The sequence below is a fragment of the Pseudomonas sp. MOIL14HWK12:I2 genome (genome assembly GCF_000510745.1).
Lineage (GTDB): Bacteria > Pseudomonadota > Gammaproteobacteria > Pseudomonadales > Pseudomonadaceae > Chryseomonas > Chryseomonas oryzihabitans.
Genome location: NZ_AZOA01000012.1, coordinates 123,078 through 149,030, shown reverse-complemented (window position 1 = coordinate 149,030; position 25,953 = coordinate 123,078). Strand labels below are relative to the sequence as shown.

Genomic DNA, 25,953 nt, shown 5'->3' with positions numbered 1-25,953 from the left:
CACGGCTGCGCCATGATCCTCGCCAAACGCCTGAAGAATCTCCCGGTCGGCCGCAAGTTGCTGGCTGCCCTGCTGGTGATGATGATCGCGGTGCTGGTGGTAGCCAACGTGACCTTTATCAGCGCCGCCTACTGGATCTCCCAGGAGAGCGTGGCACCCCAGGCGCTGCAGACCCTGGGCCGGCTGTTCGCCAGCCCGGTGCTCAGCCGCGAGGTGCTGGCCTCGCCGGCGGCGGCCGAGGTGCAGCTGCGCCAGCTCGACGGCTATGCGCCGCTGCGCCTGGCCGCGGTCTACGACAGCCAGGGCCAGCGCCTGGCCGAATTGCACAATGGCGATCGCCTGCAGGTGCCGGCGCGCTTCGAAGAGCTGCAGACCTGGCGCCTGCGCGAATTCCGCACCAATCTGCTGGTGGAGCTGCCGCGTCCCGAGGGCGCTCCCGGGCATCTGCTGCTGGTGGCCAGCAGCGAACTGCCGGGGGCCTTCTACCGCGGCACCCTGACCGCCAGCCTGGCGATCCTGACCTTCAGTATCCTGCTCTGGCTGGTGGTGGCGCGGCAGATCAAGAGACTCATCACCCTGCCGATCCGCGAACTGGAAGAACTCTCGCGCCAGGTGACCCGCGAGGAAAACTATTCGCTGCGCGCCAGCAAGGGCAGCGAAGATGAACTGGGCCGCCTGGCGGAATCCTTCAACACCATGCTCGGCCGCATCCAGGGCCGCGAGCAGCAACTCAAGCGCGCCCGCGACGACGCCCAGTACGCGGTGCTGCAGGCCCAGAGCCTGGCCGAGGAAACCCGCCGCTCCAACCGCAAGCTGGAGCTGGAGGTGCAGGTCCGCGGCAAGATCGAGAAGAAGCTCACCGGCTTCCAGAACTACCTCAACAGCATCATCGACTCCATGCCCTCGGCACTGATCGCCGTGGACGAGCAGTTCTACGTCACCCAGTGGAACCAGGAGGCCACCCACCTCTCCGGCACCCAGCTGGACGAGGCCCTGAACCAGCCGGTGTTCCTGGCCTTTCCTTCGCTCAAGCCGTTCCTGCCGCAGCTGAGTCGCACCGCCGAATTGCTGCGGGTGGAAAAGGTGGAGCGGGTGACCTGGGCGCTGACCGATACCCCGCGCCACTACACCCTGACCTTCTACCCGCTGATGGGGGGCGCCGGGCGTGGCGTGGTGATCCGCATCGACGACATCACCCAGCGCCTGAACATGGAAGAGATGATGGTGCAGTCGGAAAAGATGCTCTCGGTGGGCGGCCTCGCCGCCGGCATGGCCCACGAGATCAACAATCCGCTGGGCGCCATCCTGCACAACGTGCAGAACATCCGCCGGCGGCTGTCGCCGGAGTTGCCGAAGAACGTCGAGCAGGCCGCCGAATCCGGTGTCGAGCTCAATGCGGTGAACTGCTACCTGGAGAGCCGGCAGATCCCGCGGCTGCTCGACGGCATCCACCAGGCCGGCAGCCGCGCGGCCAAGATCGTCAGCCACATGCTGGCCTTCAGTCGCCGCAGCAATCGCAAGATGGAAGCCAGCGAATTGCCGCCGCTGATCGACCAGGCCATCGAGATCGCCGGCAACGACTTCGACCTGGCCGAGGGCTTCGACTTCCGCACCCTGTCGATCATCCGCGAATTCGATCCGGCGCTGGGACCGGTGCCGGTGATCGGCAACGAACTGGAGCAGGTGCTGCTCAACCTGCTGAAGAACGCCGCCCAGGCCATCCACCTGCGCGACGACGAGGAAGAAGGCGAATACGGCCGCATCACCTTGCGCACCAAGCTGCGCGGCGGCTGGGCCGAGATCCAGGTGGAAGACAACGGCATCGGCATCCCCGAGGACATCTGCAAGCGCATCTTCGAGCCCTTCTTCACCACCAAGGAAGTGGGCCAGGGCACCGGTCTGGGCCTGTCGGTGTCGTATTTCATCATCACCAACAACCACAAGGGGCAGATGGAGGTGCACTCCACGCCTGGCGTAGGGACCTGCTTCACCCTGCGCCTGCCCCTCGTCCAGGCCGACTTCGACGCGGCCTAGGACCTCATCAGGAGCTGCGCCATGGGTTTTCGCCTCACCGAGATCTACACCCGCCAGGGCGACGCCGGCGACACCGGCCTGGCCGACGGCAGCCGGGTACCCAAGGACCATCCGCGCATCGAGGCGATCGGCGCGGTGGATGAGCTCAACAGTGCCCTGGGTCTGCTGCTCGCCGAACTGGCCGAGGATGCCCGCCTGGCCGAGGTGAGCGTGCTTCTGGCGCCCTGTCAGCACCGCCTGTTCGACCTCGGTGGCGAACTGGCCATGCCCAGCTATCGCGCCCTGCAACCGGTGGAGATCGAACGCCTGGAGGGCGCCATCGATCGGTGGAACGCCGAGCTGGGGCCGTTGGAGAATTTCATCCTGCCCGGCGGCTCGCGCGCCGTGGCCCAGGCCCATGTCTGCCGCACCCTGGCGCGCAGCGCCGAGCGCCGCTGCCGCAGCCTGCACGCGGTGGAGCCGCTGGAGGGCCAGGGCCTGCCCTATCTCAATCGCCTGTCCGACCTGCTGTTCGTCGCCGCCCGCATCGTCGCCCGGCGCCAGGGGGTGAGCGAGGTGCTCTGGCAGGCCGCGCGGCCATGAGCGCGCCGGCCGCACCCGCCGCGCCACCGCCGCGCCGCCACGAGGGCCTGCTGGCGCTCTGGGACGGCCTGATCCTGATCCTGGTCTGCGTGAACCTGGCGCTGATCCTGTTCGACAGCCTCTATGCCCTGGGACCGCTCAACCAGGCCCTGGCCGCGGTGCTGCCCGGCTTCCACGCCTTCTATGGCGAACGCATCCACGCCCATTTCACCCGCATCGACCTGGTGTTCGTCGCCTTCTTCATCGCCGACGTGCTGCTCGGCTGGCTGGTGGCGGTGATCGAACGCCGCCATGCGCGCTGGTACCACTACCCCTTCATCCACTGGTACGACGTGCTCGGCTGCATCCCCCTGGGCGGCTTCCGCCTGCTGCGGGCGCTGCGCATCGTCTCGCTGCTGCTGCGCCTGCAACGCCTGGGGCTGATCGACATGCGCCGCTGGCGGCCCTATCGGCTGTTCAACCACTACTACCAGCTGCTCATGGAAGACCTGTCGGATCGGGTGATGATCAAGATCTGCGGCGAATTGCAGGACGAACTCAACACCCGCGACGACTTCTCCCAGAGCGTGATCGACCGCGTCATCCGCCCGCGCAAGCAGCGGCTGATCGACGGCATGGCGCTGCGCATCCAGACGATGGTGGAACAGGGCTACAGCCAGAATCGCGCCACCCTGGAGCGCCTGGTTGGCGACGTGGTGCAGCGCGCCCTGGACGAGAATCCCGACCTGGCCCGGCTCAAGCGGCTGCCCATGGGCGAGCGCCTGGCCGACACCCTGGACGGGGTGCTCACTGATATCGTCAACGGCCTGGTCAGGGAGGCGGCGGCCAGCCTGCGCACCCGCGACTTCCGCGCCCTGGCCAGTCGCCTGGCCGATCACGGCTTCGATCAGAGTCTGCCCAGCGGCGCCCAGGACAATGCCCTGGACGAGGTGCTGGTGGAGATCCTCGAGGTGTTCAAGCAGAAGGTCCTGCAGCGCCGGCTCGATCAACTCGATGGCGAGCTCTGGCCGCAGGAATGGCAGCGCAGCGAGATCGATCCGATCAACGCGCCCCGGCGCTGATCTGCTGCTGCAGATTCTGCACCTGGGTCTGCAGGGTGGTGATGTTGCGGGTGGTCTGCAGGCGGAAGGCGTCGAATTCCTTGCTGTCCGGGCCCACCGGGCGCGCATCCAGCTCGCTGCGCAGCACCAGCAGGTCCTGCTGCATCTCGCCCAGGGCCTGATTCTGGGCACTGGGCTTCTTCAGCGCGGCGATGTCGGCCTGCAGCGCCTTGTTCTGCGCGGTGAGGCTGGCGACCTGCTCGGTCAGGCTGGCGGTCTGCGCCAGGCCGTTCTTCAGCGCGGTCTGCTCATCGGCCAGGGCCTTGAGGCGGGTATCCACCTCGCCACTGCCGGTCTGCACCGTCTGGACCGCGGTGGAGAGATTCTGCAGACGGTTGTCCTGGGCCTGCTGGTTGTCCGTCACCCCCTGCTGCTGGCGGGTGAGTTCGGCGACCTTGGTCTGCAAGGTCTTGACCTGCAGCAGCAGCGCCTCGCGACTGGTGGTACCGGAGGATTCGCTTTCCACCAGCTTGCCGGAGATGTCCCTCAGGCGACCCTGGGCGTCTTCGCTGATGCGCGCGAAGTTTTCCTGGGTGGCCACCACCTGCTCCTGCATCAGCACCAGTTGCTGATGACTCCACCAGGCGACTCCGGCCAGGGCCAGAGTCAGGGCCGCGACCAGCACCCACAGCGGCGCGGTGGACGGGCCACGGCGTGCCGCGCGCGCGTGACCGGCCGTGGGTTCGCGATAGACCTCCTCGGCTTCGACCGACCGGCGACCCGCGGGACGGCGATCGTCACGCTCCGGCGTCAGACTCGGGACGTTATCCATTTCATCGAGAAGATCGTTGCGCATGGCAGACCTGTGAGCAAAGGCGGGAAGACGAAATCGCGGCCAGTATAACGGCCGTCGGCGCCGACGCGAGGCCGTGCGCAGACGGATTCACCCCGGGAGCGTGCGCCGAAACGCAGTCTGCGCCGATAGCAAAGCGCCAGCATGCCATATCCCGAGTGCCTTTGGTGCGGTACTAGACCGGGCCGCTGCGGGCCTGGGGCGCCCGCGGGCGATATTCTTCCAGGGCGTTCCAAGAGCTGGCCTCGGGCAGGTAGCCGAAGGCCTCCTGGGCGGCGCGGATGTCCAGGGTGAAGGGGCTGTCGAGCAGCTCGGGCCAGCGCGACTCGTGACCCGGGGTGCGCAGGCGGGCATAGAGACGCCGGGGATCGAAGGCCTTGCGCTCGACCACCGGCGGCAGCTCGAAGCGCCGCAGCAGGAAGTTGATCGCATCCCAGCACACCAGCGGCTGGCCATCGCTGAGGTTGAAGACCTTGCCCTGGGTGGCGGCCGGTTGCCTGAGCAGCAAGGTCACCAGGGCCTTGCGCAGATTGCCGGCGCTGGTGAAGTCCCAGCGATTGAGGCCGTTGCCGCTGCGGCCCAACTGCCTGGCCTTGGCCCTTTCCAGCAACCAGCGCGCCCAGTCGCGATCGGCCAGGCCGAGCACCTGGGCCGGCCGCAACACCGTGACCTGGGGGCCGAATTCGCCGGCGGCCAGGGCCAGGCGCTCCAGTTGCAGACGGCGCTGGGCCTCGCTGCTGGCGGGCTTGGCCGGCACCTGGTCTTCCTTGAGCGCTTCGCCGCCCCGCTCGTAGACGCGGGCGGACGAGACATAGACGAATTGCGCGACCTGCTGCTGCAGGGCGGCTTCGATCAGCACCTGGCCGTGGTCGAGATCGGCTGCGCTCGGCACGCCGGCCACATCGGTACAGTGGGCGATGGCATCGATGTCGTCGCACAGCGCCACCACCTGCGCGGGCTGGTCGAGCAAGGCCGGGTGATAGTCGGCGCCGCGCTCGACCAGGGCGTCCAGGGTCGCGCCGGGGCGGCCGTGCACCCGCACCAGTTGGCCGCGGTCGAGCAGGTCGCAGGCCAGGCCCGCACCGAGCGGCTCGCTGGCGCCCGTGATCAAGATACGCATGTCGCTGGGATTCCCGAAGCTGTCCGCGGTCGCCCGGGGCGACCCATCCGCCAGTGTAACCAAAGCCTTCGATAGACGCCGCTAGTCGCGCACCAGCCACTGGCCGGCGACCTGTTCGAGGTGCCGGGTCAGGGCCTGCAAGGCGGCGCCGCCATTGCGCCAGTGATGCCAGAACAGCGGCACGTCCACCCAGTGACCGGGCGCCAGATCCACCAGCGCGCCCCGCGCCCGGGCGGTCGCACTCTGGATATCCGGCAGGAGACCCCAGCCGATGCCACCCAGGGTCATCTGCAGAAAGCCCTCGGCGGAAGGACAGAGGTGGTAGTCGAAGGTCTGGGTGACGCCGAGCTGCTCCAGATAGCGATGCTGCAGGCGATCATCCGGGCCAAAGACGATGGCCGGCGCCCGTGCCAGGGCCTGGGGATCCGGCAATGCGGCCAGTTGCCGAGCGCGGAATTCCGGACTGGCCAGGGCCCGGTAGCGCATGGCGCCCAGGGCGCTGACCCGTGCGCCGGCCAGCGGCTGGCCGTTGGCGCAGAGGCAGGCCGCCACCTCGCCGGCGCGCATCCGTCGGAGCACCACGTCCTGGTCTTCCACCACCAGATCCAGCAACACCCGCTGTGCCCGGACCCAGGGGCCGACCGCCAGCGGCCACCAGTTGGCCAGGCTGTCGGCGTTAAGGGCGATGCGCAGGCGCTGCGGCGCCTCTTCGGCCAGACCCGGCACCTCGCTGCCCAGATCGGCTTCCAGTAGCCGCACCTGCTGGATATGGCGCAACAGCCGCAGACCCGGCGCCGTCGGCTGCGGGGGTGTCTCCCGCACCAGCACCGCCTGGCCGACCCGGGCTTCGAGCAGCTTGATGCGCTGGGACACCGCCGATTGCGACAGCCCCAGGCGCCGCGCCGCCCGCTCGAAACCGCCCTCTTCCACCACCACTGCCAGGGCTTCCAGCAACTTGTAGTCGATCATCGATTCAGCTAATGCTGCATAAGGAATATTGGTTTTTCTTATACACCTGGACGCGGCAAGGTGGCAGCCAATCCAGCACGACAGGGCATCACTTCCGCAATGAACAGCTACGTCACCGGCCTCCTGACCATGGCCAGTCTCATCATGGCGCTGGGCGCGCAGAACACCTATCTGCTGGCCCAGGGGCTGCGCCGCGAGCACCATCTGGCCATCGCCGCCTTCTGCCTCACCTGCGACGTGATCCTGGTGGCCGCCGGGGTGCTGGGCCTGGCCGCGCTGATCCAGCACAGTCCGTTGCTGGTGGACATCCTGCGCTGGGGCGGCGCGGCCTTTCTGCTCTGGTATGGCGCCCAGGCATTGCGTCGGGCCTGGCGGCCGGCGGCTATGGGCACCCTGGCCGCGGCGGAGCCACGCAGCCGGCGGCAGGCGCTGCTCGCCGCCGCGGCGGTCTCGCTGCTCAATCCCCATGTCTATCTGGACACGGTGCTGCTGGTCGGCTCCCTGGGCAGCCAGCAGGCCGCGCCCCTGGCCTATGTGTTCGGCGCGGCCACGGCCTCCATGCTGTGGTTCTTCGGCCTCGCCCTGGGCGCCGCCTGGGCTGCGCCCTACCTGGCCCGCCCAGGGGTGTGGCGGTTGATCGATCTGCTGGTGGCCGGGGTGATGTTCGCCGTCGCCGCCCAGTTGCTGGTCTCGACCTGAGGCTGGCCTTCCCCGGGCGAGCGCCCTAAGCTGCGGCTCTGCGTTTCCTGTCGAGAGTCCTCATGCCCTTCGCCCGCTCGCTCCGCAGTCAGAGCCTGCTCCTGTTCGGCGGCAGTCTGCTGCTGATGCTGCTGATCGCCCTGGCCGGCTTCGGCCTGCTCTCCCGCGAGTTGCATCGCTACCAGCACCTGATCGAAGGCCCGCTGGAGCGCCTGGTGGAGATTGACGACACCCACCTGATCTTCAAGATCCAGGTCCAGGAGTGGAAGAATTTTCTCCTGCGCGGCGGCGATGCCACGACGGCCGAGCGCTACTGGCAGGCCTTCCTGACCCGGGAGGCGGAGGTCGACCGGCGTCTGCAGCAACTGACCGGCAGCGTCGATCCCGATCTGCAACCGCGGCTGCAGGCGCTGCGGGCCCAGCACCAACGCCTGGGCGAGCGCTATCGCGCCGGCCAGGCCGCCTATCTCGCCCATGATCGCGATCCGCGTCGCGGCGATGCCGAGGTCCGTGGTATCGACCGCGAGACCGCCGAGGGCTTCGCCGCCCTGGTCGACGACCTGCACGGACGCACCGCCGCGCAGATCGCCGCCATCCGCGCCGAGGCGCAGCGCGACATCCTGCTCGCCGGCCTCGCCCTGCTGCTCTGTGGCGGCGGCCTGCTGTTCCTCGGGATACGGCTGGTGGAGCGGCGGCTGGTGGATCCGCTGGTGGCCTGCGCCCGGCAACTGGGGCTGCTGGCGCGCGGGCGTTTCGGCGAGCGCCTGCCCGGCGGCCGCGATGACGAAATGGGGCGCCTGGTCCACAGCACCAATCTCCTGCGCGACGCCGCCGTGCAGCACACCCACGACCTGCGCCACCAGGCCGGCGAGGTGGGCGCCCTGAGCGCGCTGCTGGCCAATCAGCTGGTGACCGAGCCGGGACAGCCGCCGCGAGAGGTCGATCCGCAGGTGCTCAAGGACGTCAGCCGCCGCCTCGCCGACATCGCCGGCGATCTAGAGGAGGCCGCCAGCCAGCGGCAGGACTGAGCTCCGCCCCTAGAGCTGCGCCGGCACCTCGCGCCACGCGCCCGGCGCCAGATCGTCCAGGGTCCAGGGGCCGATGCGGACGCGCACCAGGCGCAGGGTCGGCAGGCCCACCGCGGCGGTCATGCGCCGCACCTGGCGATTGCGTCCTTCGCGAATGGTCAGCTCGATCCAGGCGGTCGGCACGCTCTTGCGAAAGCGCACCGGCGGATCGCGCTCCCACAGCGCCGGCGGCTCCGCCAGCAGGCGCGCCTCGGCCGGCAGCGTGGGGCCGTCATTGAGGTCGACGCCCTGGCGCAGGCGCTGCAGCTGCTCTTCTCCAGGTGTGCCCTCCACCTGGGCCCAGTAGGTCTTGGGCAGCTTGTGCCGGGGATCGGCGATACGCGCCTGCAACTGGCCATCGTTGGTCAGCAGGAGCAGGCCTTCGCTGTCGCGATCCAGGCGGCCAGCGGGATAGACGCCCGGCACCTCGACATAGGCCTTGAGGGTCGCGCGGCCGTCGGCGTCGGCGAACTGGGTGAGCACGTCGAAGGGCTTGTTGAGCAGCAGCAACCGCGGCGTGACCGGCGGTGCCTTGGCCTGGCGCCGCGGACGCTGGCCGGGGGTGGAACGGGTATTTCGCGACATGGGGATCGACGGCGGCTAGCCAAAGGGTAATCTGGACCGCCCAGTCTATTCGTCCGAGGTCCCATGCGCATCTTTCGTCCGCTGTGGCTGATCCACCTGCTGACCCTGGCCGGTTGCGCCTCCTCCGCCTACGAGGGTCCGCGCTCCGATCACTTCGACGGCGAGCGCTTTCACAACCTGGCGCCGCGCGAAGACAAGAGCCTCTGGACCCTGCTGAAATGGCAGTTCACCCGCACCCGTCCCGAGTGGACCTGGCAGGAAGGGCCGGCCGTACCGACGCGGCCAGTGGCCCGGGTCGAGGGTGGCGAATTGCGGGTGACCTTCGTCAATCATGCCACCCTGCTGATCCAGTATCAGGGTCTCAACATCCTCGCCGATCCGGTGTGGTCGGAGCGGGTCAGTCCCTTCAGCTTCATTGGTCCGCGACGCTATCACGCGCCGGGCGTGGCCCTGGACGACCTGCCGCCGCTGGACTTGATCTTCGTCAGCCACAGTCACTACGACCATATGGATCTGGCGACGCTGCGGCGCCTGGCCGAGCGCGCGCCCCTGACGCCGGTGGTGACGCCTCTGGGCAACGCCGAGCTGATCCGCCGCGAGACCGGTTTCGTCACCGTCATCGAACTGGACTGGTGGCAGAGCCTGCCGCTCAAGGACGGCCTGCGCCTGCACCTGGTGCCGGGCCAGCACTGGTCGGCGCGCAGTCGCTTCGACACCAACCGCCGGTTGTGGGGCGGCTTCGTACTGGAAGCGCCGACCGGACCGGTCTATTTCGCCGGTGATACCGGCTGGGGCCCGCACTTCGCGCAGATCCGCGAACGCCTGGGGACACCGCGTTTCGCCGCCCTGCCCATCGGCGCCTACGAACCGCGCTGGTTCATGCGGGACAGCCATCTGAATCCCGACGATGCGGTACGTGCTCATCAGGCGCTGGGCGCCGTCAGCAGTCTGGGCATCCACTTCGGCACCTTTTCCCTGAGCGACGAAGAACAGTTCGCCCCGCCCCGCGACCTGGCCCACGCCCGCGCCCTGCATGGCCTGGCGGACGAGGCGTTCCGGACACTGGCGCCGGGCGAGGTCTGGTCGGTGCCCTGAGGTCAGCCGCCGACCTTTGCTGCTTCGATCAAAGGCGGCAAGGAGGAGGCGCTGAGCCAATCCATCAGGGTGGCTCTCATACCGACTCCCCAATGCTGGTCATAAAGCATCCAGGCCCCGGTAATCACGATGGCCCAGAGAATGCTGAACAGCGAGCCGACCAGAAAGTATTCGGCAAAGTCCCGCTGATCCAGCTCCTTGAAGCGAGCGACGGTCTTGAGCGCTATCACCGCCGCGAGGATTTCCCAGCTGTTGCTTAGCAGTCCCGCAGCCAACACCAGACGTTCGAGCCAGCCGATGAGGCGTCCCGCGGAAAAGGCGCCATCGCTGGACGCGCCTGGCATTCTTGGCCGTGTCATGCGGATGAGCATCCTGCGACACAAGACATTGCCAAGCTCGGTCAACAGGGCCAAGGCGAAGAGCGTATAGGCCAGTGCATGCAATCCTTGCAGCAACCCGTTCATTGCTCAGCCTCCCTGCGATCCAGATCCGCCAGCACTTCCAGCACGGCATTCCACTGTTGGCTATAGGCGTCGAAGTGACCGGAGGTGCGTACCTTGTAGATGCTATGGACCGATACCTGACGCTGCTCTGCCAGCTCCGCGGGTAACTGTCCGTTCAACAGTGCCGCGATGTCGCTCAATTGACGTTGCGTCCAACCCTTCTCGATAACCGTCAAGCCAACCCCTAGTGCATCGAGAGTGGTCTCCAACAGCGGCTCCTGAGGCAGCGAGAAACCATAGCGGCAGAGCGCGCGCTTTTCGTTTAGCTTGTGCCGACTGCGGCTAAGACCCGGCCCCATCATGTTCCAGGCCTGCTGCGGATTCACAGCCGTTTCTATCCGGGCCAGCCCCAGCACGAAACGGCAATCGATACCACGCTGCAGGAGATCCAGCCTGATGTCACGCAACAGCCGAGCGCCGGCATTCAGGGACGTCACCAAGCCCTGAAATTCGTCTCCAAGGGTGATGGTCAACGGTGATGCCAGGACGTCGGCACAACGCCTGTTGCACTGCACGACCGCTTCATTGAAAGCCTTGTGTAACTGCGCGATATCGGCAGCGTGCTCGCTATGCACCAGGTCGCCCATTACCACCGCGAGTGTCCTGGCAGTTATTTCCTGTTTTGGGGTCATTCTTCGCGATGTAACCATAAAAGGGTCAATCGCTTCTTTTTACCCAAAAACGGTGCGACTCGCCTAGCGCTAAATGTCATCAGTAATCAGCAGGGCAAGAGACAAAAGCAGCCAGGACGCTTGAGGATGCCCTCAACACCTCGCTGCTCCCGCCCATTAATTCAGGTTATTCCACCAGCCCCTTGTCCCAGAGTCGTACCAGCTCGCTGGGCGCGCGGTCCTCGGGAATCAGCAGGGTCAGTTCGTCCTGCTGCTCGGCGGGCTGGGGACGGAAGCGCAATTCCACCTTGAAGTAGCGCTGATCGCCCCGCCCGACCTGGGTCGGTTCGCCGGATTCCGGCAGGCAGCGTTCCAGCACCGAGCAGATGCGCCCGCGCTGGGCGCTGTCGTATTGGCCGAATTCGATCTCCCGCGGCTTGCTCAGCGCGTGCAGGGGCGCGAAGCCGCCCTGTCGCGAGAGTCGCACCACGGTGTCCTTGCCCAGCGGGGGAAGTTCGCGCATTGCCCTGCTCCTCTAGATGAGAGTGACGCCCACGCCGGCCCAGGCCTCTTCGACCGCACGCACCTCCGCCGACTCGGCACCGAAGCGGCGACCGGCATTGGAGACGGTCAAACGGGCGAAGGCGGCGAAATCCGCATCGTTGGCCAGGCGACTGTCACAGAGGGTGTCGTACCAGATCGGCCCGGCCTTTTCCCAGGCGTAGCCACCCAGGGCCATCGCCGCCAGGTAGAAGGCCCGGTTGGGAATGCCCGAGTTGAGGTGGACACCGCCGTTGTCTTCGCGGGTCTCGATGTAGTCGCGCATATGCCCGGGCTGGGGGTCCTTGCCCAGGGTCGGATCGTCGTAGGCGGTACCCGGCTCGGCCATGGACCTCAGGCCCTTGCCGTTGATCTTCTTGGTCAGCAGCCCGGCGCCGATGATCCAGTCCGCCTCGGCGGCGGTCTGCTTGAGTTCGTACTGCTTGACCAGAACGCCGAAGACATCGGAGACCGATTCGTTGAGCGCGCCGGACTGGTTGAAGTAGACCAGGCCCGCCTCGCTCTCAGTGACGCCATGCACCAGTTCGTGGGCGATGACGTCCAGGGCGATGGTGAAGCGGTTGAAGATCTCGCCGTCGCCATCGCCGAACACCATCTGCTCGCCGTTCCAGAAGGCGTTCTGGTAGTCCTGGCCATAGTGGACGGTGCCGGCCAGTGGCAGGCCCTGGCCATCGATGGAATTGCGCCCGAACACCTCGTTGAAGAATTTGAAGGTGGCACCCAGGTAGTCGTAGGCCTCGTCCACCGCCACATCGCTCAGTGCCGGCTGCCCCTCCTGGCGCACCAGACGCCCGGGCAGCTGCATGGCGTTGCCGGCATCGAAGATGCTGCGCTGCGGACTGGCGTCATCGGTACGCGGCAGCGGCCCGACCGGTGCCTGGCGCACGCCGGGGCGCCCGGGATTGTGCAGCAGACTCTGGACGTGACTCAGGGTGGTCAGGGCGCAGGAACGCTGGTGTTCGTCGCCATGATCGATGATGCGACCAAGAATGTAGGGGGGAATCACCCCCTGGTAGGTGCCCGGGTTACGAGACATGCGCGCCCTCCTCCTCTGGGGGACAGAGTCCCCGATCACCGCAGCGTGCGGTCCGTGTTTCTTGGACCACGAAACGACCAGACGGCTCCCGCCTCTTCACCCGGAGGCAGGCTTCTGGTACAAAGGCACCCCACGCGGGCGTCGTATAATGGCATTACCTGAGCTTCCCAAGCTCATGACGAGGGTTCGATTCCCTTCGCCCGCTCCAGATCCAGACGGCCTCCAATCAGTCCTTGCGGACACGCTGATTGGGGGCCGTTGCGTTTCCGGGCCCTGCCAAAGGGGTTTCGCGCGCGAAACCTACCCCGCCACCAGCCCCTTTACCCGCTGCGCCAGCGCCTCGACCGCGAAGGGCTTGGTCAGGATCGCCATGCCCGGTTCCAGGTGGCCGTCGCTGAGCAGCGAGGTTTCGGCGAAGCCGGTGATGAACAGCACCTTGAGCGCCGGGCGGCGGACGCGGGCAGCGTCGGCCAGCTGGCGACCGTTCATGCCGCCGGGCAGGCCGACGTCGGTGACCAGCAGGTCGATGCGCGCATCGGAATGCAGCACCTCCAGACCGCCGGCGCCATCGGCGGCCTCGATGATGACGTAGCCCAGTTCGCGCAGCAGATCGGTCACCAGCATGCGCACCGTGGGTTCGTCGTCGACCACCAGCACCGTGGCATTGACGCCCTCCAGCAGACAGGGCTGACCGTCTGCCAGAGGCGAGCCGCACGGCCGCTCCACCGGTCGCAGGGGCAGGTACAGGCAGACGGTGGTGCCTTCGCCGGGCGTCGAGCGCAGCCGCAGCTGACCGCCCGACTGGCGGGCGAAGCCATAGATCATCGACAGCCCCAGGCCTGTGCCCTGCCCCATGGGCTTGGTGGTGAAGAAGGGCTCGAAGGCCTTGGCGGCGACTTCCGGCGTCATGCCGCTGCCGCTGTCGGTCACGCTCAGATGCAGATAGCGTCCAGGTGCAAGCTCGAAGTCGCGGATATCCGCTTCGCCCAGGGTGCGATGACTGGCGGCGATGAGGATGCGTCCGCCCTTGGGCATGGCGTCGCGGGCGTTGATGCACAGGTTGAGCAGGGCGTTCTCCAGCTGGGACTGGTCCACCAGCAGGGGCTGGTCGTCCGGCAGGCTGCTGAATTGCACCTGGATGGCCGGCCCCACGGTGCGCTGCACCAGGTCGAGCAGGCCGCCCACCAGCTGGTTGACCTCGGTGGCTTCCGGGGCCAGGGTCTGGCGGCGGGCGAAGGCCAGCAGCCGATGGGTCAGGGCCGCGGCGCGCTTGGCGCTGCTCTGGGCAGCCGTCAGGTATTTTTCCAGCTCGGTGAAGCGCCCCTGGCCAATTCTCAGGCTCATGAGGTCGAGGCTGCCCGAGATCCCGGCGAGCAGGTTGTTGAAATCGTGGGCCAGGCCGCCGGTGAGCTGGCCGACCGCTTCCATCTTCTGCGACTGGCGTAGGGCCTCTTCCGAGCGCCGCAATTCTTCGGTGCGTTCTTCGACCCGCTGCTCGAGGGTGGCGGTCAGGTCCCGCAGGTCCGCCAGGGCGCGGTCGCGCTCGTCGGCCAGGGCCCGGCGGGCGTCCACGTCCAGCAGCACGCCGGGAAAGCGCAGCGGGGTGCCATCCGGCGCCAGTTCGACGTGGCCGTTGGCCTCCAGCCAGTAGTAGCGGCCGTCACTGCGGCGGACCCGGTACTGGTGGGCATAGCGGCCACCACGGCCGATGACGTCGGCGATGGCCGCGGCCAGGCCGGCCTGGTCGTCCGGATGGACGGTGGCCACCACTTGCGCCAGGCTCAGGCCATCGCGCCCCAGGGCCGGGTCGAGGCCGAAGTTGATGGCGAAGGCCTCGTCGACGGTGAACCTGTCGGTGGGCAGATCCCAGTACCAGGTGCCGATGATGGCGCCGGCGGCGAGGGCCAGCTGCACGCGCTCGGCGGCGGCCAGCACGCTGCTCTCCGCGGCGCGGGCGCTATCGAGCTCGTCGATGCGTGCGGAAAGCTCCTGTTCGAGGGTCAGGTTGTGCCGCCGCAGGGCGGCCTCGGCCACATCGCGCTGACGGTGGGCCTGAACACTGGCGGTGGTCTCGGTGGTGATGTTGAGCATGCCGACGATGCGCTCGCCATCGCGCAGCGGGCTGTAGGAAAAGCTCCAGTAGGTGTCCTCGGGATAGCCGTTGCGGGTCATCACGAAGTGCTTGTCGACGAAGTGCAGCGCCTCGCCGGCCAGCGTCCGCGCGATCAGCGGCGCGATCTCGTCCCACAATTCCGCCCAGACCTCATTGATCGGCTGCCCCAGGGCGGCCGGATGGCGGGCGCCGAGAAAGGGGGCGTAGGCCTGGTTGTAGATCAGCGTCTGCTCGGCGCCCCAGGTGGCGCACATGGCGAAGGGAGACGCCATCAGCAGGTCGTAGGTGGTCCGAAGGGCCACGGGCCAGCTGGCGCGCGCGCCCAGTGGCGTGGTTTCCCAGGCGAAACTTTCGAGATAGGACAAGGGACGACTCACTGGCAGAGGCGCGGAGGGATCTCGTGGCCGTCCGGGCCTGCCGCGAGGCGCCCGGATGCCCATGATAGGCAGGTACGCAAGGCCCCTGCCAGTACCGTGATCCATCGCTGGCACCGCCCTGCCCACCCGAGGCGGGACCGGGCCTGCGGCATGCTGTCCCGGTGAAACGACTGGCACCGGCGCCGTGCATCTCTTACCGTGTGGCCCCCGCTGTCGCTGTCAGGTATCCGCTCGTCATGTCCGCGTCTCCCACCCCGCCCGAGGGGCTGCAACGCAGCCTGTCCAATCGCCATCTGCAACTGATCGCCATCGGCGGCGCCATAGGCACCGGCCTGTTCATGGGCTCGGGCAAGACCATCGCCCTGGCCGGCCCCTCGATCCTGCTGGTCTACCTGATCATCGGCAGCGCCCTGTTCTTCGTCATGCGCGCCCTGGGCGAATTGCTGCTGTCGGATCTGGAGTACAAGTCCTTCATCGACTTCTGCACCGATCTGCTCGGGCCCTGGGCCGGCTTCTTCTGTGGCTGGACCTACTGGTTCTGCTGGATCGTCACCGCCATCGCCGATGTCATCGCCATCGCCGCCTATGCCCAGTTCTGGTTTCCCAGCCTCGCGCCCTGGATCCCGGCGCTGCTCTGCGTGCTGCTCCTGCTGGGTCTGAATCTGGTCACGGTGCGACTGTTCGGCGAACTGGAATTCTGGTTCGCGCTGATCAAGATCGTCGCCATCTGCGCCCTGATCGTCACCGGATTCGGCCTGGTGCTCTGGGGCTTCCAGTCGCCCTCGGGCAACGTCGCCAGCCTCGCCAACCTGTGGAACGACGGCGGCGTCTTTCCCATGGGGCTGGGCGGTTTCTTCGCCGGTTTCCAGATCGCCGTCTTCGCCTTCGTCGGTATCGAACTGGTGGGCACCACCGCCGCCGAGACCGCCGATCCGCGGCGCAACCTGCCGCGGGCGATCAACTCCATTCCGGTGCGCATCCTGGTGTTCTATGTGCTGGCGCTGGTGGTGATCATGGCGGTGACGCCCTGGCGCCAGGTGGTGCCGGACAAGAGTCCCTTCGTCGAACTCTTCGTGCTGGCCGGCGTGCCCATGGCCGCCAGCCTGATCAATTTCGTGGTGCTGACCTCCGCTACCTCCTCGGCCAACAGTGGCATCTTCTCCACCAGCCGGATGCTCTATGGCCTGGCCCGCGAAGGCCATGCGCCACGCGGCCTCACTCGCCTCTCGCGGGCGGCGGTGCCGGCGCGTGGCCTGGTGCTGTCCTGCCTGTGCCTGCTGCTGGGTACGGTGCTGATCTACCTGATCCCCAACCTGGTCACCGCCTTCACCCTGGTCACCACCCTGGCCGCGGTGCTGTTCATGTTCGTCTGGTCGCTGATCCTGCTGGCCTGGCTGGCCTACCGCCGCAACCGTCCGGAGCGCCATGCCGCCTCGGTCTTCCGCCTGCCCGGCGGGCGCTGGGTGTGCTACGGGGTGCTGGCCTTCTTCGCCGCGGTGCTGGTGCTGCTGACCCTGCAGGACGACACCCGCCAGGCGCTGCTGGCCAGTCCGCTGTGGTTCCTGCTGCTGGGGGTGGGCTACTGGTGGCGCGGGCGGCGGGTGGTACGCGCCGGCTAGCCGGACGCTGACCGCTCAGCCCAGCGTCCAGAGTTCATCGAGCCGGGTGGTGTAGCGCGGGCTGAGCAGGTCGCGGCGCATCTGCCAGGCGGGATCGCGCGGGATCCGCGCCGGTCTCAGGGTCTCGCGACCGAACCGGCCGTTGATGGCGTCCAGGGTCGCCATCAGCCGGGCCGCGGCCGGATCCGGGGCGGCGGCGAAGAGATCCGCCGCCACCTCGCTACGGCCGCAGAGATCGAGCAGCAGCACCTCGGCCTTGGCGTAGCCGAAGCCGTCGCGAAAGATCTCGCGCAGGCCCGCCTGGGCCTGGTCGTTGAGCACCCGGGTGTCGTCGCTGGGCACCGGCAGGTTGAGCAGGGCGGCATTGGCGTAGCGGCCTTCGTCGGCGCCGTGCATGCCGGTCTGGATGCTGACCCTCAGGGTGCGACAGAGCGAACCCTGGGCGCGCAGCTTTTCCGCGGCGCGGGCGGTGTAGCTGGCCACCGCCTCGGCCAGGGCGCCGAACTGATACTGGCGGCGACCGAACATGCGACTGCTGCAGATGGTCTGCCGCGGCGCCCCCAGTTCCTCCAGGCTCAGGCAGGCCAGGCCGCGCAATTCCCGCGCGGTCTTTTCCAGCACCACGCTGTAGCGCTGGCGCAATGACCAGGCGTCCTGCCCGGCCAAGTCCCAGGCCGTGCTGACCCCCTCCCCGCGCAGCCGCGCGGCCAGGCGCCGGCCGACGCCCCAGACGTCTTCGATGGGCGAATGCCTGAGCACCCAGTCATGCACCGCCGGATCGCGCAGATCCAGCACCCCGCCGGTGCGCTCCGGCCAGCGCTTGGCGGTGGCGTTGGCCAGCTTGGCCAGGGTCTTGGTGCCAGCGATGCCGACGCTGACCGGGATGCCCGTCCACTTCTGCACCCGGGCCTGCAGGCGATGGCCGAGGGCGTCCAGGGGTTCGGGCAGGCCGGCCAGATCGGCGAACACCTCGTCGATGCTGTAACGCTCCAGGCGCGGCACCAGGGTCGCCAGGGTGCGCATCACCCGATCGCTGAGATCGCCATAGAGGGCATAGTTGGAACTGAAGGCCGTCACCTCGCCGCGCCGGGCCAGTTCGCGCACCTGGAACCAGGGCGCCGCCATGGCGATGCCCAGGCGCTTGGCCTCGGGCGAACGGGCGATCACGCAGCCGTCGTTGTTGGACAGCACCACCACCGGGCGCCCGGCGAGATCAGGTCGGAAGACCCGCTCGCAACTGCAATAGAAGGCGTTGCAGTCGATCAGCGCCAGCACCGATTCAGCCATGGCCGAAACGCCTCAGGCTGTGGGTGGCCACACCCCAGACCTCGAAGTCGTCGCGCTCGCCGATGACCAGGGGGGCATAGGCGGGATTTTCCGCCAGCAGGACGAAATTGGCGCCGCGCCGACCGAGGCGCTTGAGGGTGGGTTCGCGATCGCGCACCGCCACCACGATGTCGCCGACCCGTGCCGGCCGGGCGCGATCGACGATCACCAGGTCGCCGGCAAAGATGCCGGCGCCGGTCATGCTGTCGCCACTGACCTGGATGACATAGGTGTGGGGCGCGCGCAGGTCGACCAGCTCGTCCAGCGAGACCTGGCGCTCCAGATGATCCTGGGCCGGCGACGGGAAGCCGCACGGCAGGCGAAAATCATAGAGCGGCAGCCGGGTGTCGGACGATTCCAGGCAACCCAGGACGGTAACGGACATGACAAGGCGCTCCTGCGGATAACTGTCTACTTATACAGTTATCCGCAGCTGCCGTGTTGTAAAGTCCGACCTAATCTGCGCCGATGAGCGGCGCCATCAGGCGCTGAGGCGGAAGCGCGAGACGATGCCGCGCAGGTCCTGGGAGAGGCCGGCGAGGCGTTCGGCGGTACCGGCATCGGACTCGATACCGGTCAGGACCTGCAGGGTGCTGGCGCGGATGCCGGTGGTGTTGCGGTTGATGTCTTCGGAGACCGCCGCCTGCTGTTCCGCGGCACTGGCGATCTGCACGTTGACGTCGACGATGCGCTCCACCGCGGCGCCGATGCTGGTCAGGCTGACGCTGGCCTGCTCGGCCGCCGCGACGCCGGTCAGGGCATGGCCGCGGCTGGCCTGCATCTGCCCGACGGCCTCGCCGGTGGCGGCCTGCAACTGCTCGATGATGCGGCGGATTTCCTCGGTGGAGGTCTGGGTGCGCGAGGCCAGGGTGCGGACCTCGTCGGCCACCACGGCGAAGCCGCGGCCCTGCTCGCCGGCCCGAGCGGCCTCGATGGCGGCGTTGAGCGCCAGCAGGTTGGTCTGCTCGGCGATGGTGCGGATCACCGCGATGACCCCGCCGATGGCCTGGCTGTGGGTTTCCAGGGCCGCGACCTTGGTGGCGCTGAGGTCCACCTCGGCGGCCAGGGCCTCGATGGCCTGTTGCGTCTGCTGCATCACCCGGGTGCCTTCCCGGGTGGCCTGATCGGCCTGCTGGGCCGCGGCCACGGCGCCTTCGGTGTTGTTGGCGACGTCCGCCACGCTGGCGGTCATCTCGGTGATGGCGGTGGCCACCTGATCGGTCTCGCCCTGTTGCGTCTGCATGGTCGAACGGGCCTGGCCGATGGAGCCGGCCAGGGACCCCGAGGCCTCGGCCACCGCGCTGGAGGCCTGATCCACCTCGCGCAGCGAGCGACCGAAGGCCTCCAGCATCGCGTTCAGGCTACGGCCGATGTCGGCGATCTCATCACGCCCGTGCAGGGCGGCGCGGCGACTCAGATCGCCCTGGGCGGCGGCGGCGGTCACCCCGACCAGTTCGGCGATCCCCAGGCGCAGGGCCTGGTAGATGCCGGCGAAGGTATAGGCCAGCAGCAGCAGGGCGCCCAGGATCATGCCCACGACAAGATTACGCAGCGTGGTCGCATGGGCCAGACGCTCGGCCAGCAGCTGGGAGAGCTGACCCTGCGCTTCCTCCTGAACCTTGTAGTAGCGGGCGACCACGGCATTGCCCTGGGCACCCAGGGCGCGACCGGAAACCGTACCCTCATTGGTCATGGCCGCCTGCATGCCCTGACGGAAGTTGGCATAGTCGTCCGCCGCCTGGGCCAGGGAGCCCTTGAGGCGCTGGGCCAGCTCCGGCGCCTGCCGCGCCAGGAGTCTGAGGCCCTGCTCCAGTTCGTCGGCGCTCTGCCGTTCCTGGTTCACCACGCTGCGCGCCAGATTCAGACTGGCCGGATCGAAGCGGTTGGTGGCACTCAGGCCGAAGGCCAGGCCGCGCAGCTGGCCGATGAGGTTGATTTCCCGCGGCAGGCGCACGGAGGTGATGTCGATGAGAAAGAGGCTGGTGTAATCCGAATCCAGCGCCAGGCCGGAGGTGGCCGACACGTAATAGAAGAGATTGAGGGTCTGGGTCAGCTGCTCGTTCCAGGCCTCGAATCCCTCCAGCGGGGTGCCGGTGGCTCCCTGCATCAGGCGCTCGGCGCCTCGCCGCAGCTGGCTCAGGCGATCGCCGGTTTCCAGCTGGGTGCCGAGTTCGCGATCCAGCCGGCCGAGGTCGTCATAGGCCTTGAGCAGGTTGTCACGGTTGTTCTGCCAATCCTGCTGGGCCGAGGCATCGCCATCCTGGAGTCGCTTGGTCAGGGCGCGCTGCAACATGCTCAAGCGGGCGACCGGCGTCAGTTGCGTCAGATAGCGCTGACCGTCGATTTCCTGGGCCAGACCGACCCGCTGTTCCTGGATATCCTGATAGAGATAGACGCTGAGAAACACCAGGGGCACCAGGATGATGGCCGCCAGGCAGGCGAATTTGGCGGGGAATCTCAGGCGATTCATTAGGCTTACGACAGGGGTCAACAGATTCATGGCGGGCTCACGGGCGGCAGAGGGGGTCACTTGGGCTGTACCGCCCAATTTGTGACCTAATAGACAGAGTTTTCTGTAACAGTTCTATCGCTATCGGCCTGCCGTCTCGCTTATATGGCCCTTTGCCACTCGACGGTCGAAAGGCGTCTCCCAACGGTCGCAGGATGGCTCTAGCATGCATGATGTAGTGATTCTCAATGCCCTTGTGCTGGATGGTCGCGACCGTCCGGGCCGGGTTCTCGACGTGGCGATTGCCGGCGAGCGTATCCAGGCACTCGGTCAGTTGGCCGGGCAACCGGCACGGGAGGTCCGCGATGGCCGCGGCCTGGCGCTGGCGCCCGGCTTCATCGATGTCCATACCCATGACGACACCATGGTCATCCGCCGCCCCGAGCAACTGCCCAAGCTCAGTCAGGGGGTCACCACCGTGGTGGTCGGCAACTGCGGCATCAGCGCCGCCCCGGTGCGGTTGCGTGGCGAGCCGCCGGATCCGCTGAATCTGCTGGGCCCGGCCGCGGCCTTCAGCTATCCCACCTTTGCCGCCTACCGGGCGGCGGTGGAGCAGGCCCGTCCCGGCGTCAACGTCGCCGCCCTGGTCGGGCACACGGCGCTGCGCAACAATCACCTGGACGATCTCCAGCGCGCCGCCACCCCTGCCGAGATCGCTGCCATGCGCGCCGAATTGCGCGATAGCCTGGCCGCTGGCGCTCTGGGGCTCTCCACCGGCCTGGCCTACGCCTCCGCCATGGCGGCGCCAACCGCGGAGGTGGCGGAGCTGGCCGCCGAGCTGGACGCCGTGGGCGGACTCTATGCCACCCACTTGCGCAGCGAATTCGCCGCGGTGCACGAAGCCCTGGACGAAGCCCTGGACATCGGTCGCCAGGCCCGGGCGCCGGTGGTGGTGTCCCACTTCAAGTGCGCCGGGGTGGACAACTGGGGCCGCGCGCCGGAGTTGCTCGGCGCCCTGGCGCGGGCCGCCCACAGCCAGCCGGTCGGCTGCGACTGCTATCCCTATGCCGCCAGCTCCTCCACCCTGGATCTCAAGCAGGTCACCGACCGCCACCGCATCACCATCACCTGGTCCACCCCGCACCCCGAGTGCGGCGGCCGCGACCTGGCCGCCATCGCCGCCGACTGGGGCCTGGACCTGCAGGCCACCGCCCGTCGCCTGCAACCGGCCGGTGCCGTCTACTACGGCATGAGCGAAGCCGACGTGCGCCTCATCCTCGCCCATCCGCTGAGCATGATCGGCTCCGACGGCCTGCCCGAGGACCCCTTCCCCCATCCGCGACTCTGGGGCGCCTTCCCGCGGGTGCTCGGTCACTTCAGCCGCGACCTTGGCCTCTTTCCCTTGCACACCGCCGTGCACAAGATGACCGGCCTCTCCGCCGCCCGCTTCGGCTTGGCGGGTCGCGGCCTGATCGAGCCCGGCGCCCAGGCCGATCTGGTGCTGTTCGACCCCGCCCGCATCCGCGACGTGGCCGACTTCAGCGAGCCGCAACGGCCTGCCGAAGGCATCGAAGCGGTCTGGGTGAATGGGCACCTGGCCTATGCACCGGGGCAGGCCATTGGCGAGCGTCATGGTCGCTTCCTGCCGCGCGCCGGGGATCTGCGGTCGACCTTCCCACGTTCCGCCTGAGCGCTACCGGGTAACGCCTCCAGCTGGTGCATCCCCGTTACCTTCCGCCACCTCCCGGTGCCCCTTGGCGCACCGGGAACCCCTTCCGCTGCCTGTCCCCCGTGCCAAGCCCTTGATTTGCAACGTCATGCGAATAGCTGGCACAGTCGCTGCAATCTATTCCGTTGTTACGAACATACTTCCGCTATAACGGAAAAGGAGACATGCGATGACAGGCAAGACGAAGGGGTGGAAAACGCTGGCGCTGCTGGTCGGCCTGGTCGCCATGACCGGCGCCCAGGCGGCCAAGCTGGATGACGTGCTCAAGCGCGGCCATCTGGTCGTGGGCACCGGCAGCACTAATGCGCCGTGGCACTTCCAGGGCGCCGACGGCAAGTTGCAAGGCTTCGATATCGATATCTCCAAGGTCATCGCCAAGGGCCTGTTCAACGATCCGGAAAAGGTCGAGTTCGTCGTCCAGGGCTCGGATGCGCGCATCCCGAACCTGCTCACCGACAAGGTCGACATCAGCTGCCAATTCATCACCGTGACCGCCAGCCGCGCCCAGCAGGTGGCCTTCACCCTGCCCTACTACCGCGAAGGCGTGGCCCTGCTCCTGCCGGCCAACAGCCGCTACCAGCAAATCGACGACCTCAAGGCGGCCAAGGGCGACCTGACCGTGGCCGTGCTGCAGAACGTCTATGCCGAGGAACTGGTGCACCAGGCGCTGCCCGGCGCCAAGGTCGACCAGTACGACAGCGTCGACCTGCTCTACCAGGCCCTGGGCACCGGCCGCGCCGACGCCGTGGCCACCGACCAGTCCTCGGTCAAGTACCTGATGACCCAGAATCCCGGCCGCTACCGCTCGCCCGACTATGCCTGGAGTCCCCAGACCTATGCCTGCGCGGTCAAGCGCGGCGACCAGGACTGGCTGAACTTCGTCAACACCGCCCTGCACGAGGCCATGACCGGCGTGGAATTCCCCACCTATCAGGCGTCTTTCAAGAAGTGGTTTGGCGTCGAGCTCCCCTCTCCGGCGATCGGCTTCCCCGTCGAGTTCAAGTGATCCTGGCCCCGGCGCGGTCCGTCCGCGCCCTCTAGGTAGACGTCGAGCATGAACTACACCCTCAACTTCGCCCCCGTGTGGCAGAACCTGGACCATTTGCTGGCCGGGCTCGCCCTCGGCCTGCAGCTGGCGCTGGTAGGCATCGCCATCGGCTGCCTGATCGGCCTGGCCACCGCCTTCGCCCTGCTCTCGCCGGTGCGGGCGCTGCGCTGGCTGGCGGGGGGCTATGTCACCCTGGTGCGCAACACCCCGATCCTGGTGCTGATCCTGCTGCTGTACTTCGCCCTGCCCAGCGTCGGCATCCGCCTGGACAAGCTCAGCTCCTTTCTCATCACCCTGGCGCTCTATGCCGGGGCCTACCTGGCCGAGGTGTTTCGCGGCGGGCTCATGGCCATTCCCAAGGGCCAGCGCGAGGCGGGCCTGGCCATCGGCCTGCGCGAGTGGCAGATCAAGGCCTACGTCATCATTCCGGTGATGCTGCGCAACGTGCTGCCGTCGCTTTCCAACAGCTTCATCTCGCTGTTCAAGGACACCTCCCTGGCGGCGGCCATCGCCGTGCCGGAGCTGACCTACCAGGCGCGCAAGATCAACCTGGAAAGCTACCGGGTCATCGAGACCTGGCTGGTGACCAGCGCCCTCTACATCCTCACCTGCTACGTCATCGCCCTGCTGCTGCGCCAGCTGGAGCGACGCCTGAGCCTGACCCGCTAGGAGCCCGATCGTGTACGAAGCCCCCTCCTGGTTCCTGGAATTGTGGAACGCGCGCCAGACCCTGGCCGCCGGGTTCGCCACCACCCTGGCCTGCTCCGTGCTGGCGGTGCTCGGCGGCACCCTGTTCGGGACCCTCGGCGGCCTGGCGCTGACCTATGGCCGCTGGCCGCTGCGCCTGCCGTTCCGCGTCTATGCCGACCTGATCCGCGGCACCCCGGTGTTCGTGCTGGTGCTGGCCTGCTACTACATGGCGCCGGCGCTGGGTCTGCGGCCCACGCCCTTCCAGGCCGGCACCGCGGCGCTGCTACTGTTCTGCGGCTCCCACGTGGCGGAGATCGTCCGCGGCGCCCTGCAGGCCATCCCCCGTGGCCAGCACGAGGCGGCCAAGGCCATCGGCCTGACCTTCGCCCAGAGTCTCAAGGAGGTGCTGCTGCCCCAGGCGCTGCGCCAGATCCTGCCGACCTGGGTCAATGCCTCCACCGAGATCGTCAAGGCCTCCACCCTGCTCTCGGTGATCGGTGTGGCCGAGTTGCTGCTGAGCAGCCAGCAGGTCATCGCCCGCACCTTCATGACCCTGCAGTTCTATCTGTTCGCCGGGCTGCTGTTCTTTCTCATCAACTTCGCCATCGAGCGGCTCGGCCGCTATCTGGAAAAACGGGTGACCCTGCCATGACCGACGCCAACGCCCCGCTGTTGAGCATCAACGGCCTGCACAAGAGTTTCGGCGCCACCGAGGTGCTCAAGGGCATCGACCTGTCCCTGGACCGCGGTGACGTGGTCACCCTGATCGGCTCCAGCGGCTCGGGCAAGACCACCCTGCTGCGCTGCGTCAACCTGCTGGAAGACTTCCAGGGCGGCAGCATCCAGCTGGCCGGCGAGGCCATCGGCTACCGCGAGGAAGGCGGTCGCCGCCAGCGCCTGCCGGAGCGCGAGATCGCCCGCCAGCGCTCGCTCACCGGCATGGCCTTCCAGCAGTTCAATCTGTTTCCCCACCTCACCGCCCTGGAAAACGTCACCCTCGGCCTGCGCAAGGTCAAGAAGATGGGCAAGGACGAAGCCATCGCCCTGGGTGAACAGTGGCTGCGCCGGGTCGGCCTGATCGAAAGACGCGACCATCATCCCGGCCAACTCTCCGGCGGTCAGCAGCAGCGGGTGGCCATCGCCCGCGCCATCGCCATGAATCCCAGCCTGATGCTGTTCGACGAACCCACCTCGGCGCTGGACCCGGAGCTGGTCGGCGAGGTGCTGGCGGTGATCAAGGACCTGGCCCAGGACGGCATGACCATGCTGCTGGTGACCCACGAGATGAGATTCGCCTACGAGGTGTCTGATCGCATCGTCTTCATGAGCCAGGGCCGCATCGAGGAGCAGGGCCCGCCCCGCGAACTCTTCGAGCGACCCCGTTCCACCCGTCTCGCCGAATTTCTCGGCCGGACCTCCTTCTGAATCCTTCCCCCGCTACAGGAGCACCCTTATGAGCATCACCCGATACGGCGCCGGCGAACGCGGCGCAGGCGGCCAACCCCTGCCCTTCGCCCGAGCGGTGGAAGCCGATGGCTGGCTGCACGTCTCCGGCCAGGTGGCCATGGAGAATGGCGAGATCATCGACGGCGGCATCGTCGCCCAGACCCACAAGACCATGCAGAATCTGATCGCCATCCTGCACGAAGCCGGCTACGGTCTGGAGCACGTGGTGCGTGCCGGCGTCTGGCTGGACGATCCGCGCGATTTCTGGAGCTTCAACAAGGTGTTCGCCGAGTACTTCGCCGGCCACGCCCCGGCGCGCGCCTGCGTGCAGTCCTCCATGATGGTGGACTGCAAGGTCGAGATCGACTGCATCGCCTACAAACCCAAGGCCTGAGACAAAC

Annotated in this window: 25 protein-coding genes and 1 tRNA gene; 14 read left to right on the top strand and 12 right to left on the bottom strand. The window is 67.6% G+C overall.

Annotated elements, in window-relative coordinates; translation table 11 throughout:
- The first annotated feature begins 12 nt into the window (after positions 1–12).
- The 3 genes from PSK12I2_RS0111635 to PSK12I2_RS0111625 are packed head-to-tail and all read left to right on the top strand — an operon-like array spanning position 13 to position 3,677.
- Positions 13–2,034, top strand: coding sequence for an ATP-binding protein (locus PSK12I2_RS0111635; RefSeq protein ID WP_027598529.1), 2,022 nt, complete (start codon positions 13–15; stop codon positions 2,032–2,034).
- A 21-nt stretch (positions 2,035–2,055) separates the two neighbouring features.
- On the top strand, positions 2,056–2,616 hold the full coding sequence (locus PSK12I2_RS0111630; RefSeq protein WP_027598528.1) for a cob(I)yrinic acid a,c-diamide adenosyltransferase: 561 nt from the start codon (positions 2,056–2,058) through the stop codon (positions 2,614–2,616).
- Complete coding sequence (locus PSK12I2_RS0111625; protein WP_027598527.1) at positions 2,613–3,677, top strand: hypothetical protein; 1,065 nt, start codon at positions 2,613–2,615, stop codon at positions 3,675–3,677. The genes PSK12I2_RS0111630 and PSK12I2_RS0111625 overlap by 4 nt, the downstream gene beginning before the upstream one ends.
- On the opposite strand, the gene PSK12I2_RS0111620 is transcribed toward PSK12I2_RS0111625, so the two are convergent.
- From PSK12I2_RS0111620 to PSK12I2_RS0111610, 3 genes are all read right to left on the bottom strand, one after another.
- Complete coding sequence (locus PSK12I2_RS0111620) at positions 3,658–4,512, bottom strand: hypothetical protein (protein ID WP_027598526.1); 855 nt, start codon at positions 4,510–4,512, stop codon at positions 3,658–3,660. The two genes, PSK12I2_RS0111625 and PSK12I2_RS0111620, sit on opposite strands and share 20 nt — an antisense overlap.
- A gap of 172 nt (positions 4,513–4,684) precedes the next feature.
- Complete coding sequence (locus PSK12I2_RS0111615) at positions 4,685–5,629, bottom strand: NAD(P)-dependent oxidoreductase (RefSeq protein ID WP_027598525.1); 945 nt, start codon at positions 5,627–5,629, stop codon at positions 4,685–4,687.
- Positions 5,630–5,710: 81 nt separating this feature from the next.
- Positions 5,711–6,598 (bottom strand): LysR family transcriptional regulator ArgP, encoded by an 888-nt coding sequence (locus tag PSK12I2_RS0111610; RefSeq protein ID WP_027598524.1) that lies wholly within the window; start codon positions 6,596–6,598, stop codon positions 5,711–5,713.
- A 99-nt stretch (positions 6,599–6,697) separates the two neighbouring features.
- Here PSK12I2_RS0111610 and PSK12I2_RS0111605 point away from each other — a divergent pair, with 99 nt between their 5' ends.
- Together PSK12I2_RS0111605 and PSK12I2_RS0111600 are read left to right on the top strand one after the other, a co-directional pair.
- Positions 6,698–7,297 (top strand): LysE/ArgO family amino acid transporter, encoded by a 600-nt coding sequence (locus PSK12I2_RS0111605; RefSeq protein WP_007161919.1) that lies wholly within the window; start codon positions 6,698–6,700, stop codon positions 7,295–7,297.
- Positions 7,298–7,359: 62 nt separating this feature from the next.
- The gene (locus tag PSK12I2_RS0111600; RefSeq protein WP_027598523.1) at positions 7,360–8,325 is read left to right on the top strand and encodes a hypothetical protein; all 966 of its coding nucleotides are present in this window, start codon (positions 7,360–7,362) and stop codon (positions 8,323–8,325) included.
- A 9-nt stretch (positions 8,326–8,334) separates the two neighbouring features.
- Here the strand turns inward: PSK12I2_RS0111600 and PSK12I2_RS0111595 are convergent, their stop codons facing one another.
- A complete protein-coding gene (locus PSK12I2_RS0111595) occupies positions 8,335–8,949 on the bottom strand; it encodes a pseudouridine synthase (protein WP_027598522.1) in 615 nt (204 codons plus the stop codon).
- A 63-nt stretch (positions 8,950–9,012) separates the two neighbouring features.
- On the opposite strand from PSK12I2_RS0111595, the gene PSK12I2_RS0111590 reads away from it, so the two are divergent.
- Positions 9,013–10,044 carry an MBL fold metallo-hydrolase gene (locus PSK12I2_RS0111590; protein WP_027598521.1) on the top strand — a complete coding sequence of 344 codons (1,032 nt, stop codon included), beginning with the start codon at positions 9,013–9,015 and terminating at the stop codon, positions 10,042–10,044.
- A 2-nt stretch (positions 10,045–10,046) separates the two neighbouring features.
- Here the strand turns inward: PSK12I2_RS0111590 and PSK12I2_RS0111585 are convergent, their stop codons facing one another.
- From PSK12I2_RS0111585 to PSK12I2_RS0111570, 4 genes are all read right to left on the bottom strand, one after another.
- Complete coding sequence (locus PSK12I2_RS0111585; protein WP_027598520.1) at positions 10,047–10,508, bottom strand: hypothetical protein; 462 nt, start codon at positions 10,506–10,508, stop codon at positions 10,047–10,049.
- Positions 10,505–11,134, bottom strand: a complete 630-nt coding sequence (locus tag PSK12I2_RS0111580) for a SatD family protein (protein WP_037007682.1) — start codon at positions 11,132–11,134, stop codon at positions 10,505–10,507. The genes PSK12I2_RS0111585 and PSK12I2_RS0111580 overlap by 4 nt, the downstream gene beginning before the upstream one ends.
- 211 nt (positions 11,135–11,345) lie before the next feature.
- Positions 11,346–11,681 (bottom strand): protealysin inhibitor emfourin, encoded by a 336-nt coding sequence (locus tag PSK12I2_RS0111575; protein ID WP_007161915.1) that lies wholly within the window; start codon positions 11,679–11,681, stop codon positions 11,346–11,348.
- 12 nt (positions 11,682–11,693) lie between these two features.
- Entirely contained in the window at positions 11,694–12,755 is a 1,062-nt protein-coding gene (locus tag PSK12I2_RS0111570) for a M4 family metallopeptidase (RefSeq protein WP_027598518.1), read from the bottom strand.
- Positions 12,756–12,889: 134 nt separating this feature from the next.
- Between PSK12I2_RS0111570 and PSK12I2_RS0111565 the strand changes: the two genes are divergently transcribed.
- Positions 12,890–12,963 (top strand) — tRNA-Gly (locus tag PSK12I2_RS0111565).
- A gap of 92 nt (positions 12,964–13,055) precedes the next feature.
- Here the strand turns inward: PSK12I2_RS0111565 and PSK12I2_RS0111560 are convergent.
- A complete protein-coding gene (locus tag PSK12I2_RS0111560; protein WP_027598517.1) occupies positions 13,056–15,233 on the bottom strand; it encodes an ATP-binding protein in 2,178 nt (725 codons plus the stop codon).
- 248 nt (positions 15,234–15,481) lie between these two features.
- Here PSK12I2_RS0111560 and cycA point away from each other — a divergent pair, with 248 nt between their 5' ends.
- The gene (cycA, locus tag PSK12I2_RS0111555; RefSeq protein ID WP_027598516.1) at positions 15,482–16,864 is read left to right on the top strand and encodes a D-serine/D-alanine/glycine transporter; all 1,383 of its coding nucleotides are present in this window, start codon (positions 15,482–15,484) and stop codon (positions 16,862–16,864) included.
- A 15-nt stretch (positions 16,865–16,879) separates the two neighbouring features.
- On the opposite strand, the gene PSK12I2_RS0111550 is transcribed toward cycA, so the two are convergent.
- From PSK12I2_RS0111550 to PSK12I2_RS0111540, 3 genes are all read right to left on the bottom strand, one after another.
- Positions 16,880–18,151: a Y-family DNA polymerase gene (locus PSK12I2_RS0111550; RefSeq protein ID WP_027598515.1), complete on the bottom strand. Its 1,272-nt coding sequence runs from the start codon at positions 18,149–18,151 to the stop codon at positions 16,880–16,882.
- Positions 18,144–18,575, bottom strand: a complete 432-nt coding sequence (locus PSK12I2_RS0111545) for a LexA family transcriptional regulator (RefSeq protein WP_027598514.1) — start codon at positions 18,573–18,575, stop codon at positions 18,144–18,146. The genes PSK12I2_RS0111550 and PSK12I2_RS0111545 overlap by 8 nt, the downstream gene beginning before the upstream one ends.
- 96 nt (positions 18,576–18,671) lie before the next feature.
- A complete protein-coding gene (locus tag PSK12I2_RS0111540; protein ID WP_027598513.1) occupies positions 18,672–20,690 on the bottom strand; it encodes a methyl-accepting chemotaxis protein in 2,019 nt (672 codons plus the stop codon).
- Positions 20,691–20,865: 175 nt separating this feature from the next.
- Here PSK12I2_RS0111540 and PSK12I2_RS0111535 point away from each other — a divergent pair, with 175 nt between their 5' ends.
- The 6 genes from PSK12I2_RS0111535 (at position 20,866) to PSK12I2_RS0111510 (ending at position 25,946) form a co-directional block, all read left to right on the top strand.
- Positions 20,866–22,329 (top strand): amidohydrolase family protein, encoded by a 1,464-nt coding sequence (locus tag PSK12I2_RS0111535; protein ID WP_027598512.1) that lies wholly within the window; start codon positions 20,866–20,868, stop codon positions 22,327–22,329.
- Positions 22,330–22,594: 265 nt separating this feature from the next.
- A complete protein-coding gene (locus PSK12I2_RS0111530) occupies positions 22,595–23,374 on the top strand; it encodes a transporter substrate-binding domain-containing protein (protein WP_223855486.1) in 780 nt (259 codons plus the stop codon).
- Between the two features lie 48 nt (positions 23,375–23,422).
- Positions 23,423–24,085, top strand: a complete 663-nt coding sequence (locus PSK12I2_RS0111525) for an amino acid ABC transporter permease (RefSeq protein ID WP_027598510.1) — start codon at positions 23,423–23,425, stop codon at positions 24,083–24,085.
- Positions 24,086–24,095: 10 nt separating this feature from the next.
- Entirely contained in the window at positions 24,096–24,758 is a 663-nt protein-coding gene (locus PSK12I2_RS0111520; protein ID WP_027598509.1) for an amino acid ABC transporter permease, read from the top strand.
- A complete protein-coding gene (locus PSK12I2_RS0111515) occupies positions 24,755–25,531 on the top strand; it encodes an amino acid ABC transporter ATP-binding protein (RefSeq protein ID WP_007161901.1) in 777 nt (258 codons plus the stop codon). The genes PSK12I2_RS0111520 and PSK12I2_RS0111515 overlap by 4 nt, the downstream gene beginning before the upstream one ends.
- A 28-nt stretch (positions 25,532–25,559) precedes the next feature.
- A complete protein-coding gene (locus PSK12I2_RS0111510) occupies positions 25,560–25,946 on the top strand; it encodes a RidA family protein (protein ID WP_007161900.1) in 387 nt (128 codons plus the stop codon).
- Positions 25,947–25,953 lie beyond the last annotated feature (7 nt).

Excerpts from the sequence above, each read along its gene's own strand:
- PSK12I2_RS0111635 (WP_027598529.1), top strand. The coding sequence starts at position 13 with ATGATCCTCGCCAAACGCCTGAAGAATCTCCCGGTCGGCCGCAAGTTG.
- PSK12I2_RS0111630 (WP_027598528.1), top strand. The coding sequence starts at position 2,056 with ATGGGTTTTCGCCTCACCGAGATCTACACCCGCCAGGGCGACGCCGGC.
- PSK12I2_RS0111625 (WP_027598527.1), top strand. The coding sequence starts at position 2,613 with ATGAGCGCGCCGGCCGCACCCGCCGCGCCACCGCCGCGCCGCCACGAG.
- PSK12I2_RS0111620 (WP_027598526.1), bottom strand. The coding sequence starts at position 4,512 with ATGCGCAACGATCTTCTCGATGAAATGGATAACGTCCCGAGTCTGACG.
- PSK12I2_RS0111615 (WP_027598525.1), bottom strand. The coding sequence starts at position 5,629 with ATGCGTATCTTGATCACGGGCGCCAGCGAGCCGCTCGGTGCGGGCCTG.
- PSK12I2_RS0111610 (WP_027598524.1), bottom strand. The coding sequence starts at position 6,598 with ATGATCGACTACAAGTTGCTGGAAGCCCTGGCAGTGGTGGTGGAAGAG.
- PSK12I2_RS0111605 (WP_007161919.1), top strand. The coding sequence starts at position 6,698 with ATGAACAGCTACGTCACCGGCCTCCTGACCATGGCCAGTCTCATCATG.
- PSK12I2_RS0111600 (WP_027598523.1), top strand. The coding sequence starts at position 7,360 with ATGCCCTTCGCCCGCTCGCTCCGCAGTCAGAGCCTGCTCCTGTTCGGC.
- PSK12I2_RS0111595 (WP_027598522.1), bottom strand. The coding sequence starts at position 8,949 with ATGTCGCGAAATACCCGTTCCACCCCCGGCCAGCGTCCGCGGCGCCAG.
- PSK12I2_RS0111590 (WP_027598521.1), top strand. The coding sequence starts at position 9,013 with ATGCGCATCTTTCGTCCGCTGTGGCTGATCCACCTGCTGACCCTGGCC.
- PSK12I2_RS0111585 (WP_027598520.1), bottom strand. The coding sequence starts at position 10,508 with ATGAACGGGTTGCTGCAAGGATTGCATGCACTGGCCTATACGCTCTTC.
- PSK12I2_RS0111580 (WP_037007682.1), bottom strand. The coding sequence starts at position 11,134 with ATGGGCGACCTGGTGCATAGCGAGCACGCTGCCGATATCGCGCAGTTA.
- PSK12I2_RS0111575 (WP_007161915.1), bottom strand. The coding sequence starts at position 11,681 with ATGCGCGAACTTCCCCCGCTGGGCAAGGACACCGTGGTGCGACTCTCG.
- PSK12I2_RS0111570 (WP_027598518.1), bottom strand. The coding sequence starts at position 12,755 with ATGTCTCGTAACCCGGGCACCTACCAGGGGGTGATTCCCCCCTACATT.
- cycA (WP_027598516.1), top strand. The coding sequence starts at position 15,482 with ATGTCCGCGTCTCCCACCCCGCCCGAGGGGCTGCAACGCAGCCTGTCC.
- PSK12I2_RS0111550 (WP_027598515.1), bottom strand. The coding sequence starts at position 18,151 with ATGGCTGAATCGGTGCTGGCGCTGATCGACTGCAACGCCTTCTATTGC.
- PSK12I2_RS0111545 (WP_027598514.1), bottom strand. The coding sequence starts at position 18,575 with ATGTCCGTTACCGTCCTGGGTTGCCTGGAATCGTCCGACACCCGGCTG.
- PSK12I2_RS0111540 (WP_027598513.1), bottom strand. The coding sequence starts at position 20,690 with ATGAATCTGTTGACCCCTGTCGTAAGCCTAATGAATCGCCTGAGATTC.
- PSK12I2_RS0111535 (WP_027598512.1), top strand. The coding sequence starts at position 20,866 with ATGCATGATGTAGTGATTCTCAATGCCCTTGTGCTGGATGGTCGCGAC.
- PSK12I2_RS0111530 (WP_223855486.1), top strand. The coding sequence starts at position 22,595 with ATGACCGGCGCCCAGGCGGCCAAGCTGGATGACGTGCTCAAGCGCGGC.
- PSK12I2_RS0111525 (WP_027598510.1), top strand. The coding sequence starts at position 23,423 with ATGAACTACACCCTCAACTTCGCCCCCGTGTGGCAGAACCTGGACCAT.
- PSK12I2_RS0111515 (WP_007161901.1), top strand. The coding sequence starts at position 24,755 with ATGACCGACGCCAACGCCCCGCTGTTGAGCATCAACGGCCTGCACAAG.
- PSK12I2_RS0111510 (WP_007161900.1), top strand. The coding sequence starts at position 25,560 with ATGAGCATCACCCGATACGGCGCCGGCGAACGCGGCGCAGGCGGCCAA.